This window comes from Psychrobacter sp. 219-2-C (assembly GCF_049560815.1).
GTDB classification, from domain to species: Bacteria; Pseudomonadota; Gammaproteobacteria; order Pseudomonadales; family Moraxellaceae; genus Psychrobacter; species Psychrobacter faecalis.
Genome location: NZ_CP186933.1, coordinates 2,343,515 through 2,358,923, shown reverse-complemented (window position 1 = coordinate 2,358,923; position 15,409 = coordinate 2,343,515). Strand labels below are relative to the sequence as shown.

Annotated in this window: 14 protein-coding genes and 2 tRNA genes; 2 read left to right on the top strand and 14 right to left on the bottom strand. The window is 42.2% G+C overall.

All coding sequences use genetic code 11. The features are described 5' to 3' along the window. Window positions 1-11 precede the first annotated feature (11 nt). Window positions 12-533, top strand: coding sequence for a hypothetical protein (locus tag ACPEGP_RS09675; RefSeq protein ID WP_423813271.1), 522 nt, complete (start codon window positions 12-14; stop codon window positions 531-533). A 30-nt stretch (window positions 534-563) separates the two neighbouring features. Then, window positions 564-1,142 carry a hypothetical protein gene (locus tag ACPEGP_RS09670; RefSeq protein WP_286796466.1) on the top strand — a complete coding sequence of 193 codons (579 nt, stop codon included), beginning with the start codon at window positions 564-566 and terminating at the stop codon, window positions 1,140-1,142. Between the two features lie 110 nt (window positions 1,143-1,252). On the opposite strand, the gene pnp is transcribed toward ACPEGP_RS09670, so the two are convergent. The 14 genes from pnp to tpiA form a co-directional block, all read right to left on the bottom strand. Beyond that, on the bottom strand, window positions 1,253-3,355 hold the full coding sequence (gene pnp / locus ACPEGP_RS09665; protein WP_200663042.1) for a polyribonucleotide nucleotidyltransferase: 2,103 nt from the start codon (window positions 3,353-3,355) through the stop codon (window positions 1,253-1,255). Window positions 3,356-3,992: 637 nt separating this feature from the next. Continuing rightward, a complete protein-coding gene (gene rpsO / locus ACPEGP_RS09660; protein WP_068407892.1) occupies window positions 3,993-4,259 on the bottom strand; it encodes a 30S ribosomal protein S15 in 267 nt (88 codons plus the stop codon). A gap of 299 nt (window positions 4,260-4,558) precedes the next feature. Continuing rightward, window positions 4,559-4,738, bottom strand: coding sequence for a hypothetical protein (locus ACPEGP_RS09655; RefSeq protein ID WP_423813270.1), 180 nt, complete (start codon window positions 4,736-4,738; stop codon window positions 4,559-4,561). Between the two features lie 77 nt (window positions 4,739-4,815). Next, window positions 4,816-4,977 (bottom strand): hypothetical protein, encoded by a 162-nt coding sequence (locus ACPEGP_RS09650; RefSeq protein WP_191691264.1) that lies wholly within the window; start codon window positions 4,975-4,977, stop codon window positions 4,816-4,818. A 129-nt stretch (window positions 4,978-5,106) separates the two neighbouring features. Beyond that, a complete protein-coding gene (locus ACPEGP_RS09645; RefSeq protein WP_423813269.1) occupies window positions 5,107-5,631 on the bottom strand; it encodes a type 1 glutamine amidotransferase domain-containing protein in 525 nt (174 codons plus the stop codon). Window positions 5,632-6,000: 369 nt separating this feature from the next. Then, window positions 6,001-7,062, bottom strand: coding sequence for a tRNA pseudouridine(55) synthase TruB (truB, locus tag ACPEGP_RS09640; RefSeq protein WP_423813268.1), 1,062 nt, complete (start codon window positions 7,060-7,062; stop codon window positions 6,001-6,003). 8 nt (window positions 7,063-7,070) lie between these two features. Beyond that, the gene (locus tag ACPEGP_RS09635; RefSeq protein ID WP_068407899.1) at window positions 7,071-7,475 is read right to left on the bottom strand and encodes a ribosome-binding factor A; all 405 of its coding nucleotides are present in this window, start codon (window positions 7,473-7,475) and stop codon (window positions 7,071-7,073) included. Window positions 7,476-7,654: 179 nt separating this feature from the next. Then, window positions 7,655-10,381, bottom strand: a complete 2,727-nt coding sequence (infB, locus tag ACPEGP_RS09630) for a translation initiation factor IF-2 (protein ID WP_191691258.1) — start codon at window positions 10,379-10,381, stop codon at window positions 7,655-7,657. Between the two features lie 164 nt (window positions 10,382-10,545). Next, the gene (gene nusA / locus ACPEGP_RS09625) at window positions 10,546-12,030 is read right to left on the bottom strand and encodes a transcription termination factor NusA (protein WP_068407903.1); all 1,485 of its coding nucleotides are present in this window, start codon (window positions 12,028-12,030) and stop codon (window positions 10,546-10,548) included. Between the two features lie 129 nt (window positions 12,031-12,159). Further along, window positions 12,160-12,660: a ribosome maturation factor RimP gene (gene rimP / locus ACPEGP_RS09620; RefSeq protein WP_068407904.1), complete on the bottom strand. Its 501-nt coding sequence runs from the start codon at window positions 12,658-12,660 to the stop codon at window positions 12,160-12,162. Window positions 12,661-13,194: 534 nt separating this feature from the next. Next, window positions 13,195-13,271 (bottom strand) — tRNA-Met (locus tag ACPEGP_RS09615). Window positions 13,272-13,423: 152 nt separating this feature from the next. Beyond that, a tRNA-Leu gene (locus ACPEGP_RS09610) sits at window positions 13,424-13,508 on the bottom strand. Window positions 13,509-13,705: 197 nt separating this feature from the next. Continuing rightward, window positions 13,706-14,014 carry a preprotein translocase subunit SecG gene (gene secG, locus ACPEGP_RS09605; protein WP_025652589.1) on the bottom strand — a complete coding sequence of 103 codons (309 nt, stop codon included), beginning with the start codon at window positions 14,012-14,014 and terminating at the stop codon, window positions 13,706-13,708. A 266-nt stretch (window positions 14,015-14,280) separates the two neighbouring features. Beyond that, on the bottom strand, window positions 14,281-15,081 hold the full coding sequence (gene tpiA / locus ACPEGP_RS09600) for a triose-phosphate isomerase (RefSeq protein WP_191691256.1): 801 nt from the start codon (window positions 15,079-15,081) through the stop codon (window positions 14,281-14,283). Window positions 15,082-15,409: the final 328 nt, after the last annotated feature.

Sequence of the window (15,409 nt, the reverse complement as noted above, 5' to 3'; positions counted from 1 at the left end):
TCGACCATTGTATGAATAAAAAACAAACACCGCCTTTATCAGTTAAACCATTAAAAAAACAACCAGTGAAACAACGCAATAAATGGTGGCCAATTGTCATACTAGCTGTTTTCTTAATTGGCTACTTGGTTTGGAAAAACAATTCGCTAGACACTGAAAAGGCGCCGATCGAAAGCACAACACCTACTGCCGAGTCTATTGAGCAAAATAACGCTGCGCAAGCAGATACCACCTCATTAGATGATGGTGAACTAACTTTGGATAGCGATAGCTCGATAAGTACAAACAGCCAAATCCCTGATCCCAACGCTATTCTAAATGCGCCCTTGCCGGAAAATGATAGTTTAGCAAAAGAAGAAATAGATCGCTTAGAAGATGAGCGTCAGCGCTTAGCAGAACAAGAGAAGCTGGCAGCGGAACAGTTGGCAATGAATAAGCAGCTGACAGAGATGAAAGAAAAGCAAATCGCCCTCCTGGAGGAGCAAATTGCCCAATTAGAAGCTGCTGAAAGCGCGAAAAACAGAGTAGAATAATATTCATTTCACAAAGGGGCAGATAGATAAATGGCAAGTCTACAACTTACTCACGCCCCTATTTTAAATAGTAGCGCCCAATTGCTGGTATTGCCAGTGAATAACGCCGGTATTCTGTTAGACCCTATCCTTACGCGCAGCAAAAACCTGTACCCGGACAATTACCAACGCTACTTTCGTGCCTGCCGCGAGGGTAGCCTAATGGTTGGTAGCTGTTTGATGCATAAACGCGCACGTGAGCAAGCTGGGCTTGGCGTCAGTAGCAACGGTAGCCAACCAAGTTATATTGCCAACCTCGTGATATCGGATCATCCCTATCATTCACCGAGGGTAAGTTGGCTAAGCGCAGCTCTAGTCGATTTACAACAGCAACTTATCCCGCTTATCCGTTATCAAGGTATACGTAGGATTGCCTTGCTAGCGCGCCCGCTTATTGCTCATTATTCGCAAAAAAATTCTGCTCAAAATAATATTGCTGATAACGCTGAAATGACAACGTCTATTGCTTTAGACTGGCATAGCGATATCTTGCCGCTCATCAACCAGCATTTGCAAGATTTACCAAAGCTGCGTATCGATATCCACCTTCCTAAAGATATCAGCATATAAATCATTTTCTCCCTATCCTCACCTTTTTGAAGACATAAAAAAACCGCCTTGTTTGCTAATATCAGCAACCAAAGCGGTTTTTTTTATCTAACTAATTCAAAAAACGCGAATTAGCTTTGCTCGATACCTTTCATGGTCAGCTTAATACGACCACGGTTATCAACGTCTTGTACTAATACGCTGACGGTTTGACCTTCTTTTAGGTAGTCAGACACGTTTTCTACGCGCTCATCGGCGATTTGCGAGATATGTACGAGGCCATCGGTGTTTGGCAAGACGTTAACGAAAGCACCGAAGTCAACGATACGCGCAACCGTACCTTGATAAGTTTTACCAACTTCCACTTCTGCGGTGATGGCTTCAATTTTACCAATAGCCGCTTTGGTTGCTGCTTTATTTTCACCAAAGATACGAATGGTACCAGCATCATCGATATCGATAACCGCGCCAGTTTCTTCGGTTAGCTGACGAATCGTTGCGCCACCTTTACCAATCACATCACGGATTTTTTCTGGGTTGATTTCAATGACCGCATAGTTAGGGGCATGAGCGTTGATTTCTGTACGGCTTGCAGGCAGTACTTTATTCATTGCTTCTAGGATATGAATACGACCAGCGTGGGCTTGCTTAAGCGCTTGCTCCATAATATCTGGGGTAATACCTTCGATTTTAATATCCATCTGTAGCGCGGTAATACCGTCTTTCGAGCCTGCTACTTTAAAGTCCATATCGCCAAGATGATCTTCATCACCTAGGATGTCAGACAATACAGCAAAGCGCTCGCCTTCTTTAACCAGACCCATCGCGATACCCGCAACTGGTGCTTTTAGCGGTACGCCAGCGTCCATCAATGCCAAGCTTGCGCCGCAAACCGAAGCCATTGAAGAGGAACCATTTGATTCGGTGATTTCAGATACTACACGAATCACATATGGGAAGCGTTCGCTATCTGGCAACATCGCTTCAACACCGCGGCGCGCTAGGCGACCATGACCAATTTCACGGCGTTTTGGCACACCTTCACGGCCGGTTTCACCAACTGAGAAATGTGGGAAGTTGTAATGCAACATGAAATGGTCACGAATCGTACCAGCCAATGAATCAATCATGTTTACATCACGGGTGTTACCAAGCGTGGTGGTTACCAATGCTTGTGTTTCACCGCGGGTAAATAGTGCTGAACCATGGGTATATGGTAATACGCCTACTTGTACATCTAGCGCACGAACGGTTTCAAGATCACGGCCATCGATACGCGGCTTACCTGACAAGATATTGTCACGAACGGTGCGGTATTTTAACTCTTCATAAATTTCTTTTAATTCAGATACCGTATCGTTATACGTTTCTGCTTCGGCGTCACCTGCCAATGCTTCGATGATCGCTTGTTTGATTTCGTCAAGTTTGCTGTAGCGCTCTTGCTTATTGGTAATAGTATAAGCATCAGCCACTTGCTCACCAAACTGCTCTTTCATGCTGGTTTCTAACGCTTGATCGCGAACAGGCGCGGTATATTGCTGCTTAGCGGTACCAACCTCTTCTGCCAATGACGCGATATTATCAATGACGATTTGCTGCTGCTGATGACCGTATAAAACCGCACCTAGCATTTGGTCTTCAGACAATTCTTTCGCTTCTGATTCAACCATCAATACTGCAGATTTGGTACCCGCAACCACCAAGTCAAGGTCGCTGTCTTTAAGCTGCTCAAGCGTTGGGTTAAGGACATATTCGCCATTGATAAAGCCAACACGCGCTGCTGCTACCGGACCATTAAATGGCGCATCAGAAATAGCCAGCGCTGCTGAAGCACCGATGAGTGCCGCGATATCTGCTGACTGAGTTTTATCAGACGAGACAACCGTTGCCGTAATTTGAATTTCGTTCACATAGCCTTCAGGGAATAGCGGACGAATCGGACGGTCAATCAGACGCGACGTTAAGGTTTCATTTTCGCTGGCACGGCCTTCACGTTTACCATATGCACCTGGAATTTTACCAGCCGCATACATTTTTTCTTGATAGTTGACGGTCAATGGAAAGAAGTTTTGACCTTCTTTAGCATCCGACTTTACTACTGCCGCTACTAGGACAGTCACGCCGCCCATGTGAACCAAAATAGAGTTTGCTTGACGCGCGATACGGCCCGTTTCAATAACGACCTGCTGGTCGCCGTACTGGAATTCACGCTTAATGGTATTAAACATTGTCATATAATTTTCCTAATATTGACTGACGAAAGGGATATCAGCATTATAAAAAGCTGATATCTGTCATTAAAAATTCTTGGTAACTGGTTACTCGTGATTGGCTACTAATTGACGTTAACATAATTGGAAACTGGGTCGATTAGAGCAATTTTGTTACCTATTTATTTGATACCTTTATTTAAATAACGATTTCACGTTATTTGCTGACTAAAATCTGCTTTGCTAGCCACTGTTTGATAAATAATACTCATCACGATAAACCTTATAAATATTTAATCGAGCGCGAATACTACTCTCAAACTCATAAGGCATTATTTTACAGTGATTTATAGCCATTGACCAATGAAATGCCAAACTGTCTGTTTGCGCATTACCGTCATAAGCATTTCAGTATAAAAAAGTTGGTTAAAATAGGAGTTTGTCACATTAAACGTATGCCGCTAAGGCATAATTTCTCAACAGTCAAACTCATATAAATACGCATAAAAAAACGGCGTGAAACTATTCCACACCGTCTTTAGAGAAAATCTATTTTATCGAGCTTAGCAAGCAAATACCAAGTGGCTTAGCAAAAAATTTAAAATGCTGCCATATTAGCGCATAATCTTTTTTGGTTGCCATCGGTACTATTATTACCAAATTAACGACGTAGACCTAATTGGCTAATAAGGGTGGTATAACGACCAAGGTCTTTACCTTTTAAGTAGTCAAGCAGTTTACGGCGCGTGTTAACCATACGGATAAGACCACGACGGCTATGATGGTCCGCTTTGTGCTCTTTAAAATGGTTCTGTAAATCGTTGATACGAGCACTCAATAGCGCTACTTGAACTTCTGGAGAACCCGTGTCGTTTTCGCCACGTTGGTATTGAGCAATGATTTGTTCACGATCAGAATTGGTTAGCATAAATCTCTCCGGCAATGCTAAATGTATTAAGATACTTTCAATTTAAAGCATCTAGACACAATAGAATAAAAAATAAAAAGTTTAACCGTCATTCAGGACAACCCTGCATTACTAGAGTTGACCTAGTGTACGACAAACTTATCAATTAGAACGTTTAGTTAAGAATAAAGCGAAAATTAAACGTGACAGCGATTATAACAAAAAACTGCTGAACTAGCAGCAGTTTTTATAGTAGTTTTACAATTTCTGCAGAGAAAAATTGATTAAGGCCTAAATTTGTAAGACTAACGTTTCATCAACTATTTATCATTCTTAACGTCGTCCTGCGTAGCATTACCGCCAAGCTCATTATTTTCAAGAGAAGCCGTCGTTGCTTCCGCTAAACTATCTGGAATATTATCTTCTTTAGGATTGATATCTTCAGCTTGTTGTTTAATTTTTTTCTCTTGCGCGTCCATGTTGTCTTTTGAGTCGGTCATAAATACTCCTAGTTATCATTATTTTTCTACCAATTAATTTATCAATCATTAGTAAATTTAATAAAGTATAAGATTAACTATTTTTCTTCTTTAGCATTTTTTAAATTATCAGCAATACGGTCTGCAGCCGCTTCAGTATCTTCTGTATGATTGTCTTCTGTTTGACCTTTTAGGGCAGCAGTTGCTGATTCTGAACGTTGTTGCTCAAGCTTGGTATCATTCGGATTAGGATTTGACATAATAATTTCCTTTTTTGTAGTTATGATTTTAAAGTTATGGTAATTTCGTAAAATCAATATAAATAAATCGTTAATAATTAGTAGCGGCTTCTTTTAGGTTAATCTGTAAAATGTAATTGGCTTATTAATCTAAGATAACGCTTTATCAATAGCAGCCACAAAATCGTTAATGTCATCTGGATTACGTGAGGTGATTAGATTGCCGTCCACTTGCACGCTTTTATCTACAAAATTTGCGCCAGCATTCTCTAAGTCTGTCTGTAACGAGTGATAAGCTGTCAAAGTTTTGCCTTTAGCAATACCTGTATTAATCAATACCCAAGGCGCGTGGCAAATGACCGCCAATGGTTTACCTGCATTGTTAATAGCATTAATGATACTGTGCGCTTCTTCGTTACCGCGTATGGTATCGGCATTCACCGTGCCACCTGGCAAAACCAGTGCCTCATAATCAGCAACGTTAGCGTCTTTAGCAAATATATCTGCAGTAAAGGTATCACCCTTATTGACGTCCTGCTGCATCGCTTGGACTTCTTTGTCTTTATTGGTCGTAATGAGGACTGTTTTATAACCTTTATCTTTTAATTGGTTATTAACTTCTTCATATTCGGCTTGTTCGAAGTTATTATGTAATAAGAAAGCAATAGTTTTCATAGTAATCCTTATACTTTAGATTTCAATTTTAGGTATGAGTATTTTTAAAATATATCTTTTATTACTAACCTCAGATACTTTTTATATTAGTTAATGTCTTTTTATTTTTTATATTAGTTAATGTCTTTTTATTTTTATATATACTGCTTTTTTTATAATTCTAATATTTAATAAAATTCCAATTTATTATTTTTATTTTCTTATATTTTTTATATCCTTGTCTCGCTTTCCGTAGCTGACTTAACTAAGGTACAAAAAAAGCAGGTTTCACTATAGGTGAAACCTGCAATAAAATGTGATGATATGTGATTAGTGTAAACTCTTAGTAAGCTTTACCTAGTTTCAGTTAAGCTGCTTTGAAAAGGTATATCATAACTGAATCAACTTTTTAGGCTGTAAGCGCCCGTTTAGACTTACCGACCCTAAACCAATGAACTGCCCTTGCTCATCTATAAGACGAATATCTACGGGCATTTCATGAGGTAATAAGGTTTCACTATCTTCTTTGTCACCGTCATTTTCATAATACTGTTGTTCGATAGCCGTTGTAATATAGCTTCGTATATCGTCCGTCAGCTGCTCGGTGACATTTAGGCGCTGTCCCATATGAACACGGGCGCACTGCTCTGTGGTTAAGGTAAGCTCCGTATCAAGGGTGATACAAGCATCAACGGGTAATAGGTGGGTTAGGCGACTCTCAAGCGACAACGCTTCTAGATTGGCCAAACCAATCGCATTATCAATCTTAAAACTACCAACCTTTAGGCGCCGTAAAGCGGTGAGATGCCCTAGCGTGCCAAGGGTTTTAGCGATATCTTCTGCCAATACTCGTACGTATGTACCTTTCGAGCAAGTCACTGTCAACTGAATTTGTTGCGCATCGATTGCGGTTAAATCAATGGCTTTAATGACAATATCTCTTGCGGGCCGCTCAATCTCAATACCTGCTCGCGCATATTCATACAATTTTTTGCCGTCTTTCTTTAGCGCCGAATACATCGGAGGAATTTGCTGCTGTGGCCCTAAAAATTGCTGAGCAATGTTTTCTAATATGGCATGATCAAACTGTGGAATAAGTGCTTCAGCAACAATCTGCCCGTCGGCATCACCCGTATCGGTTTGACTACCCAAAAGAATGGTTGCTTGATAGGTTTTATCGGCATCGAGTTGATAGTGACTAAACTTGGTAGCCTCACCTAAGCAAATGGGCAATAAACCCGTTGCCATCGGATCGAGTGTGCCTGTATGACCAGCTTTTTTACTGTCATGGTTGGGTGATTTAAACAAATACTTCACCTTTGACACTACTTGTTGCGAGGTCATACCTTGCGGCTTATCCACTAATATTACGCCCGAGACTTTGATTTTCTCAGGCGTTTTAAGCGTTTTTGCAGCGGCTGGCGTAGAGGTGTTAGTAGAGGCGGTCGACATAATAGCTATTACTCGTTAATTTCTTGCTCATCAGACTCGTTTTGCTCAGTTTTGGTCACGGCCTTATTGATAAGATCCATCATATAGTTGCCACGCGCCGTCACTTCATCATAATGAAAGCGTAAACGCGGTGTGGTACGCGTTTTTAGACTGTGGCTTAATTCGGTACGCAAAAAACCCGCCGCTTTATTGAGGACCTTGATGCTGTCTTCATGGCTAGATTTGGTCATCGCATCGTTAAGCTCAGGCTCCATGATGGTGACATAAATATCAGCATAACCCAAGTCTGGGCTAACTTTAACGCTAGAAATAGTGACAAAGCCCGTCAAACGCGGGTCATTGACTTCGTCACGAATAAGGACCGCAAGCTCACGCTGAATCTGATCAGCTAAGCGTTGTAAACGTTGATTCATGTTATTACCTTATTGGTCATACAGCTTATTTTTATTAAAAAACTCTCATTAAAAACGCATGAACGTTATATCTAATGACATTAAACATAAAACACAATGTCCTTGCTAAAAAAGGCCTAGCAGGGTGTACCTGTTAGGCCTAAGTACAGCTGAATATTAAGAATTGTCAAACGACTGCTTTAGATAGTACGAGCGAATTCTTGGATTTCAAAGACTTCGATTTTATCACCCGCTTCGACGTCGTAACCACGAACCGCTAGACCACACTCCATACCGGTACGTACTTCATTAACGTCTTCTTTATAGCGACGTAATGATTGCAATTGACCCGTAAAGATAACTTGGTCATCACGCAAGACGCGGATAGGTTTGTTGCGATAAATCGTTCCTTCAACCACCATACAACCGGCAGCAGCACCAAACTTACTAGAACGGAATACTTCGCGAACCTCAGCAACACCCAAGATTTTCTCACGATGTTCTGGTGCTAGCATACCACTCATTGCCGCTTTGACATCATCAATCAAACCATAGATAACGCTGTAGTAGCGAATATCCATTTTAGCAGCGTCCGCTTTACGGCGTGCGGTTGCGTCTGCACGGACGTTAAAGCCTAATAATACCGCTTCGCTCGATTCAGCCAATGTCACATCAGATTCAGAGATTGGACCAACGCCTGAGCTAATCACTCGAACTTTAACTTCATCCGTCGATAACTCATTTAGAGCCGCAAGTAACGCTTCAAGCGAACCACGCACGTCAGTTTTTAAGACGATATTTAAGAATGACACATCGCCTTGTTCCATCTGATCAAACATGCTCTCTAAGCGCATCGCATTTTGACGTTCAAGCTGGCGCTCGCGCTCACGGTTGGTTCTGAAATCTGCCACTTCACGGGCTTTTTTCTCATCGGTTAAGACTAAGAACTCGCTACCAGCAGCAGGTGTTTCAGGTAAACCTAATATCTCTACAGGGATAGACGGACCAGCAGATTTGATGCGTTGACCATTTTCATCGGTCATGGCACGAACCTTACCGTAATGCTCACCTGCTAATACCAAGTCGCCCTGTTTTAAGGTACCTTTTTTAACTAGGACACTGACAACTGGACCGCGACCTTTTTCAAGTCTTGATTCTATAACGACACCTTGAGCAGCACCATCTAACGGTGCTTCTAGCTCCATTAGCTCAGCTTGTAGACTGATAAGCTCTAATAGCTCATCAATACCGTCACCCGTTTTGGCTGAGATACGTGCCATTGGGGTATCGCCGCCCCATTCTTCTGATACCACTTCTTTAGCAGTGAGCTCATTAAGTACGCGATCAGGATCAGCGCTTGGCTTATCCATTTTGTTGATAGCAACGATAATAGGCGTACCAGCAGCGCGCGCATGATCAATCGCTTCTTCAGTTTGCGGCATCATACCATCATCGGCAGCAACGACGATGACAACGATATCTGTCGCTTGAGCACCGCGTGAACGCATAGCACTAAAGGCGGCGTGACCTGGGGTATCAAGGAAGGTGATAACACCGCGATCGGTTTTCACATGGTAAGCACCGATATGCTGAGTAATACCGCCCGCTTCACCGGTAGCAACTTTCGTTGTGCGGATTTTATCGAGCAATGAGGTTTTACCGTGATCAACGTGACCCATGATAGTTACAACTGGTGGACGCGTTTGCACGTTACTGCTACGCTCATCTACCGCATCTTGCAGATCGTCTTCGACCTTAGTATCACTAACCGGTACTGGGTTATGACCCATCTCTTCAACAATCAGACTAGCTGTTGCTTGATCAATAGTGTCGGACTCGCGTGCGATTTCACCCATTTTCATGAGCAATTTGGTCACTTCGCGAGCTTTAACCGCCATACGCTGTGCCAAATCAGAAACCGTAATGTGTTCACTGATCTCAACATCGTAAACGATTTTATCGACTGGTTTTTCAAACTTATGCTGTGAGGCTTGCGTTGAGCGTAAACCGTTTTTACGGTTTTTGATTTCACGCTCGTCTTGATTCTTACGGCGACCACGACCGCGAGCACTGGTGCTACTGGTGCCGCGTTTGATTTCGCGACGTTCTTTTTCAAACGATTCTTCTAGCGCATCACCGACCAAACCTTCGGCTAACGGCTCATCTTTACGCACTTCAGTAGCCGGCTGATCGGTATATTTACCAGCCATTTTACGCATTTGCTCAAGCGTGCGCTTTTGCGCTTCTTCGGCTTGCGCGCGGCGAGTTTCTGCTTCGATTTCACGCAGGCGGGCTTCTTCTTTTTCACGAGCTTCGCGAGCTTTACGCTCAGCTGCGGTCTCAACTTTTGGTTTTGTGGCGGCAACTTTTTTCTTCGGCTGCTCTTTCGGTTTAACTTCTACCGCCGCTTTACCGCCTTTTTTCACCACTACTGAGGTTGAGATATCGTCATTCTTATCGTCTGACTTCTTGCTCGAACCTAAGCTTGCACGCATCGCTGCCAACGTAGCCGCTTGACGTTCTTCCGCCTTTTTCTTAGTAGCGGCACGCTCTTCTGCTTCTTTAGTTGCCCGCTCTTGTGCTTCAATCATGGCTTGTTCGCGCGCTGCCAATTCTTCCGCCATCTTTTCTGGATCAGGCTTCTCGAATACTTTCTTTTTGCGCACTTCTACATTAACGCTCTTAGATTTACCTGAAGAGCCGGTCACGCGTGCGGTGCTGGTCGTTTTAGATTTCAGGCTAATACGTCGCTTTTCTTGCTGGCCATGACTTTGCTTTAAATACGTCACCAACTTCTCTTGCTCAAGCTCGGTGACTAGGTCATCCTCTGCGCGAGCAGGCAGTCCAGCATCTACCAGTTGCTGTTGTACAGCACTTGCGGTTTTGCCTACCATATCTGCCAGTTCTTTGACGGTCTTATCTGCCATTTATTATCACCTACTGTCTATTATTTGCTATATGTTCAATTCAGTTGTTGGCTACAAATGATTGGGTTAAGGCTAGTATTTATAACGCATTTGATTGGATTACGTCATACCAGCCCTTATTATCGATAGCATATCACTAAAAGACAGCGATATGCAGTTACCGCTTATTCATTGAACCAAGATTCCCGAGCTTTCATGATGAGTTTTCCTGCGGTTTCAGAGTCTAAACCTTCGATATCTTCTAGATCGAAGACGGCTTGTTCTGCCAAGTCATCCACGGTAATGATGTCTTTTTGTGCCATTTTATAAGCCCAACTGACCGTCATTCCTTCAAGATCTTGTAGCTCTTGACTTGGCTCTTTCATGTTCTGTTGTTTGACCAATTCATCGGCGATAACCACTTCTTTGGCACGCTCTTGAATCATGTCAATCGCTTCGTCGTCTAACCCTTCGATATCATAGAAAGTTTCGACTGGTACATAAGCGACTTCTTCAATACTGGTAAAACCAATATCAACCAGCGCTTGGGCAAGATCTTTATCGACCTCTAAGCGCTCATAAAATAATTCGATAAAGGCCTTACTTTCGTTTTCTTGACGTTGCTGATACTCTTCCTCTAACATCATATTGAGCTTATAGCCGGTTAATTCAGAGGCTAAACGCACGTTTTGACCTTGTGAGCCAATCGCCCGCGCCAATTGATCATTGGTGCTAAAGATAATATCCGCCGTTTGCGTGTCTTCATCTAAGATGATACTGCTGACGTCCGCTGGCTCTAGCGCACTGATGATAAATTGGGCTGGATCATCTGACCAAACCACCACATCGATACGCTCGCCATCAAGCTCTTGCTGTACCGCTTGGATACGCGTACCACGCATACCAATACAAGCACCAACTGGATCAATACGATGATCGTTGGTTTTAACCGCTATTTTAGCACGCGTGCCCGGCAAGCGCGCGACATTACGAATTTCAATAATTTGTTCAGCAATTTCAGGCACTTCTTTTTGCATCAATGCTGAGAGCATTTCAGGGTGCGTGCGTGATAGTAACAATTGAGCGCCGCGGTTTTCGCGGTTAACATGGTACAAAATGGCATTGATACGAGATTTTGGGCGCAATTGTTCACGAGGTAGCATCTGATCACGTGACAAATAGCCTTCAGCGTTGTCACCTAAATCAATGATATAACCATCGCGCGTTTGTTTTTTAACTTCGCCATACATCATCTCGCCAATACGTGGCTCAAATGCGTCGGCTACTAAATTGCGCTCTGCTTCACGGATTTTTTGAATAATAACTTGCTTGGCTTGCGTAGCTGCAATACGACCAAATTCAATCGATTCGATCTGCTCTTCTTTGATATCACCAATTGACCATTCGTCTTGGTCAAGATCGGTAATCGCCAGCTGACACGCAGGCATCTCATGGTCTTCATCTGCAACCACTGTCCAATAACGATAAGTATCATAATCGCCCGTCGCACGGTCAATAGCAACCCGTACCGCTACTTCTGGCTGATCGGTATAGACTTTTTTCTTCGTGGATACCACCAAAGCATCTTCGATTGCTTCAAAGATGTCTTCAGGATTTAAGCCCTTTTCATTACTGACAGTTTCTACTACCGTTAAGATTTCACGACTCATGCTATACCTGTCCTATCGTTTTATAATTGACTTAAACTTTATCGTTAATGTGTTGACGTTATATTTTCACCGTAAGCCAAAGGCTGTTTGGAGAGTAAAATATTCATTTATCAAGCTACTGTTTTTAAACTAAGCATCTTCATAAATCAAGTTGGCTTTGTCAATATTGCTTAATGCAATCTCAAACTGCTCACCATCAGTGGCGGTTAGCTTTAAAGAAGTATCATCAATACTGTCTAAAGTACCAGTTGCTTTGCGGCGTTTTTTATCCCCTTCACCAATCGCTTGAATCAAGCGTAAGCTGACGGTTTGACCGACATAATCACGCATTTGCTCATCTGAGAAAAAGGCACGATCAAAACCTGGCGACGATACTTCTAAAATATATTCGCCAGCAATCGGGTCATGAACCTCAAGAATACCGCTCACTTGATGATTTACCGCGGCGCAGTCCTCGATAGTCACTTGCTTATCTTGGGCTTGGTCTTCTGGCAATGCCTCAATATAAATGCGTAACAACGAGCGACGACCTTGTGGCGCAAATTCAATACCCCACAGCGCCACATCACAAGCCGCTACCGCAGGCGCAATAATATTGGTCAGTTCTGTAACTTTTGTCGAAAGCTTCATAATCTATTTATCTTTTCTTATCCACGTAACTATCGTACTAAGCAAACTGTATTTTATATCGTAAAGCTTGTATTGATAGCACTTTGTTGTTTATCGATAACAATATTTATTGTTAATAATTAACTTTTATAAAAACTGGCTGCCGTCAAATTAAGACAATTCGCGCCTTAACTTATAAACCTACATTGTTCTTAACGCTTAAACGCGTCACTATATAAATAAGATGTTTTATAACTCGTGCTTTTATATAAGGATGAGCCTAGAAAACATCAAGCTCAACCAGACAATGCTTTTATTATGTATAAAGCAGAACTATCGGTAAAGGTATGAGAAGTAAAGGATAGTACGCTTAACAAGCATCGCGGCGAATGACGATGGATAACGAATAGCATCGTACTCTATAGAAATAGAGCTTAGCATAAGTAGGACAGATATCGCGATAACACCGACCATCAGATACAAAAAAACCCACAAACATAATGGTGGGCTAATCGTTACTGACAAATTTAGTGTACAAAACATCAGTATAAAAAGTGGTAGCGGGGGCTGGATTTGAACCAACGACCTTCGGGTTATGAGCCCGACGAGCTACCAGACTGCTCCACCCCGCATCAATCTAGAACGCATATTATAGAGAGGTTTTATAGGGCTGTCAATACTTATTTTAGATAATAATCAAATTAAGCATTGATGACGATGAACCCTGCTTTCTATAATGTTTGAGTACAATAACGTTTAAGTAAAACATCATACCGATAAAGCTTGGTGCGATTGGGGGGACTTGAACCCCCACAGCTTGCGCCACCACCCCCTCAAGATGGCGTGTCTACCAATTCCACCACAATCGCATTTTTCTTACTACTCTGCTTTTGAGCTTTAACCTTTTATAACCGATGCATAAGGAAGGCAACGAAAGTTAAAGACGGCTAAAAACAGAGAAGCATTGTAAATCTAACGTCTTAAAATAGCAAGTACTGCCTGCATTAAAAGATAACGGTTAAAATTATCTGTCAAAAAATTAAGACAGACTTTAACGTAAATATAGTTACTGAGGATTTTGTGTCAGCGGGCGTGGCGTTTGCGGCGCTGATACTGGCGCATCTAAACGAAACTGGTCTTCTGCTTGTTTACGTGCATGTACGGCAAGCGTCATACTGGTGATAAAAAATATCACCGTTAATACTGCAGTGGCACGCGTCAAAAAGTTTGCAGTGCCGGCAGCGCCAAATACGGTACCCGATGAACCCGCTCCAAAAGAAGCTCCGGCGTCTGCCCCTTTACCATGCTGTATCAAAATCAAGCCAATCATGGCAATTGCCACGATAATGTGCAGGGCTAATATAAACGTAAACATGGTGGCCTCTTTTGCCGCGTAATGACGACTGATAACGTAAAATAAATCGTAGGATTAAATAATGTAAATAACTGGCGTTTAACGATTGACATCTAATATGGCCAATAACGCCAAACCAGTTGTGTAAATAAAGCAATTATCTAAATAAGGCGCATTGTACACGATTGCAAGGGCACTGTTAAAGCCACTTTTGCCAACTGCGAAAGACATTTTTTGAGCAAAGTCATTGTTCAATATGGATTAAATTGTAATTTTACTGAATACGACTACGCTTTATTGCCGCCAAAAGCCTTAGCAATCGCTAAAAAACTTTCTGCTTTTAGCGATGCGCCGCCAACCAATGCCCCATCAATCATGCTATCAGCAGCAAAACTGTCGGCATTGTCAGCATTGACGCTACCACCATATAAAACCGTTATGTTGTCTAATTCGCCATTGAAGCTCGCAAGGGTTTGCTTAATATGTTGATGCGTCGTACTTACTTCAGCGACGGTTGGTACTTTGCCCGTGCCAATTGCCCAAACTGGCTCATAAGCGATGATTAAACGCTCTGACAAGTCTGTAGCAAGTTCAGGATTTTGCGCAAGTAAATCTTTAATCACCGCTAATTGCGCATCAATGACTGCCAGCGTTTCTTTGGCATCGTACTGCGCTTGGGTTTCGCCAATGCAAAATATGACGCCTAAGTTTTGCGCGAGGGCGTGAGTCATTTTTTGCAATAAGCAATCATGAGATTCTTGATGGTACTGGCGGCGTTCAGAGTGACCTAATATCGTCCATGTTGCGCCAGTATCAGCAACTTGCTGCGCTGAACAATCACCAGTATAAGCGCCAGTACTGGGACTATAGGCGCTTATATCTTGAGCGGCGCTCAGTATTGAACTACCTTTTAGACGCTCACTGACAGCGGTTAAATGAATCAAACTCGGGGCGACCATCAATTGACAGTTATCGATATCCGCCTGCTCTTTTGTGCTAACAGCCGTTAATAAGTCATCTAGTAGCGCCTTGACGTCATGGCTCGTTGCTGGATTCTGCTTCCAATTCCCAATTACCCAAGCTTGCATACCCATTTACCTTATCTTATGTATTGCTGCCAATATGGCTCATATGCGCGCAAGTATAACAAATATTTCCCAAGTGCTATAGTGCGTTGCTATAGTATGAGGTGCTTAGCATTGGAACCGATTTTGCATAAAATTATTTTAAATAAGTATTTGCCACATTGACGTTTTTTGCAGATTAGTCATCTTATACGCTATATAAAATCTTTTAACTCTAAAAAATTCCTATATCATTCTATTTATAAAAAATAAAACCAAGGCAATCAATCAGTTGTTTTTAGAATAAATGTTACTAATCAATGTAACGATTATAAATAAACTACTGTTGTTA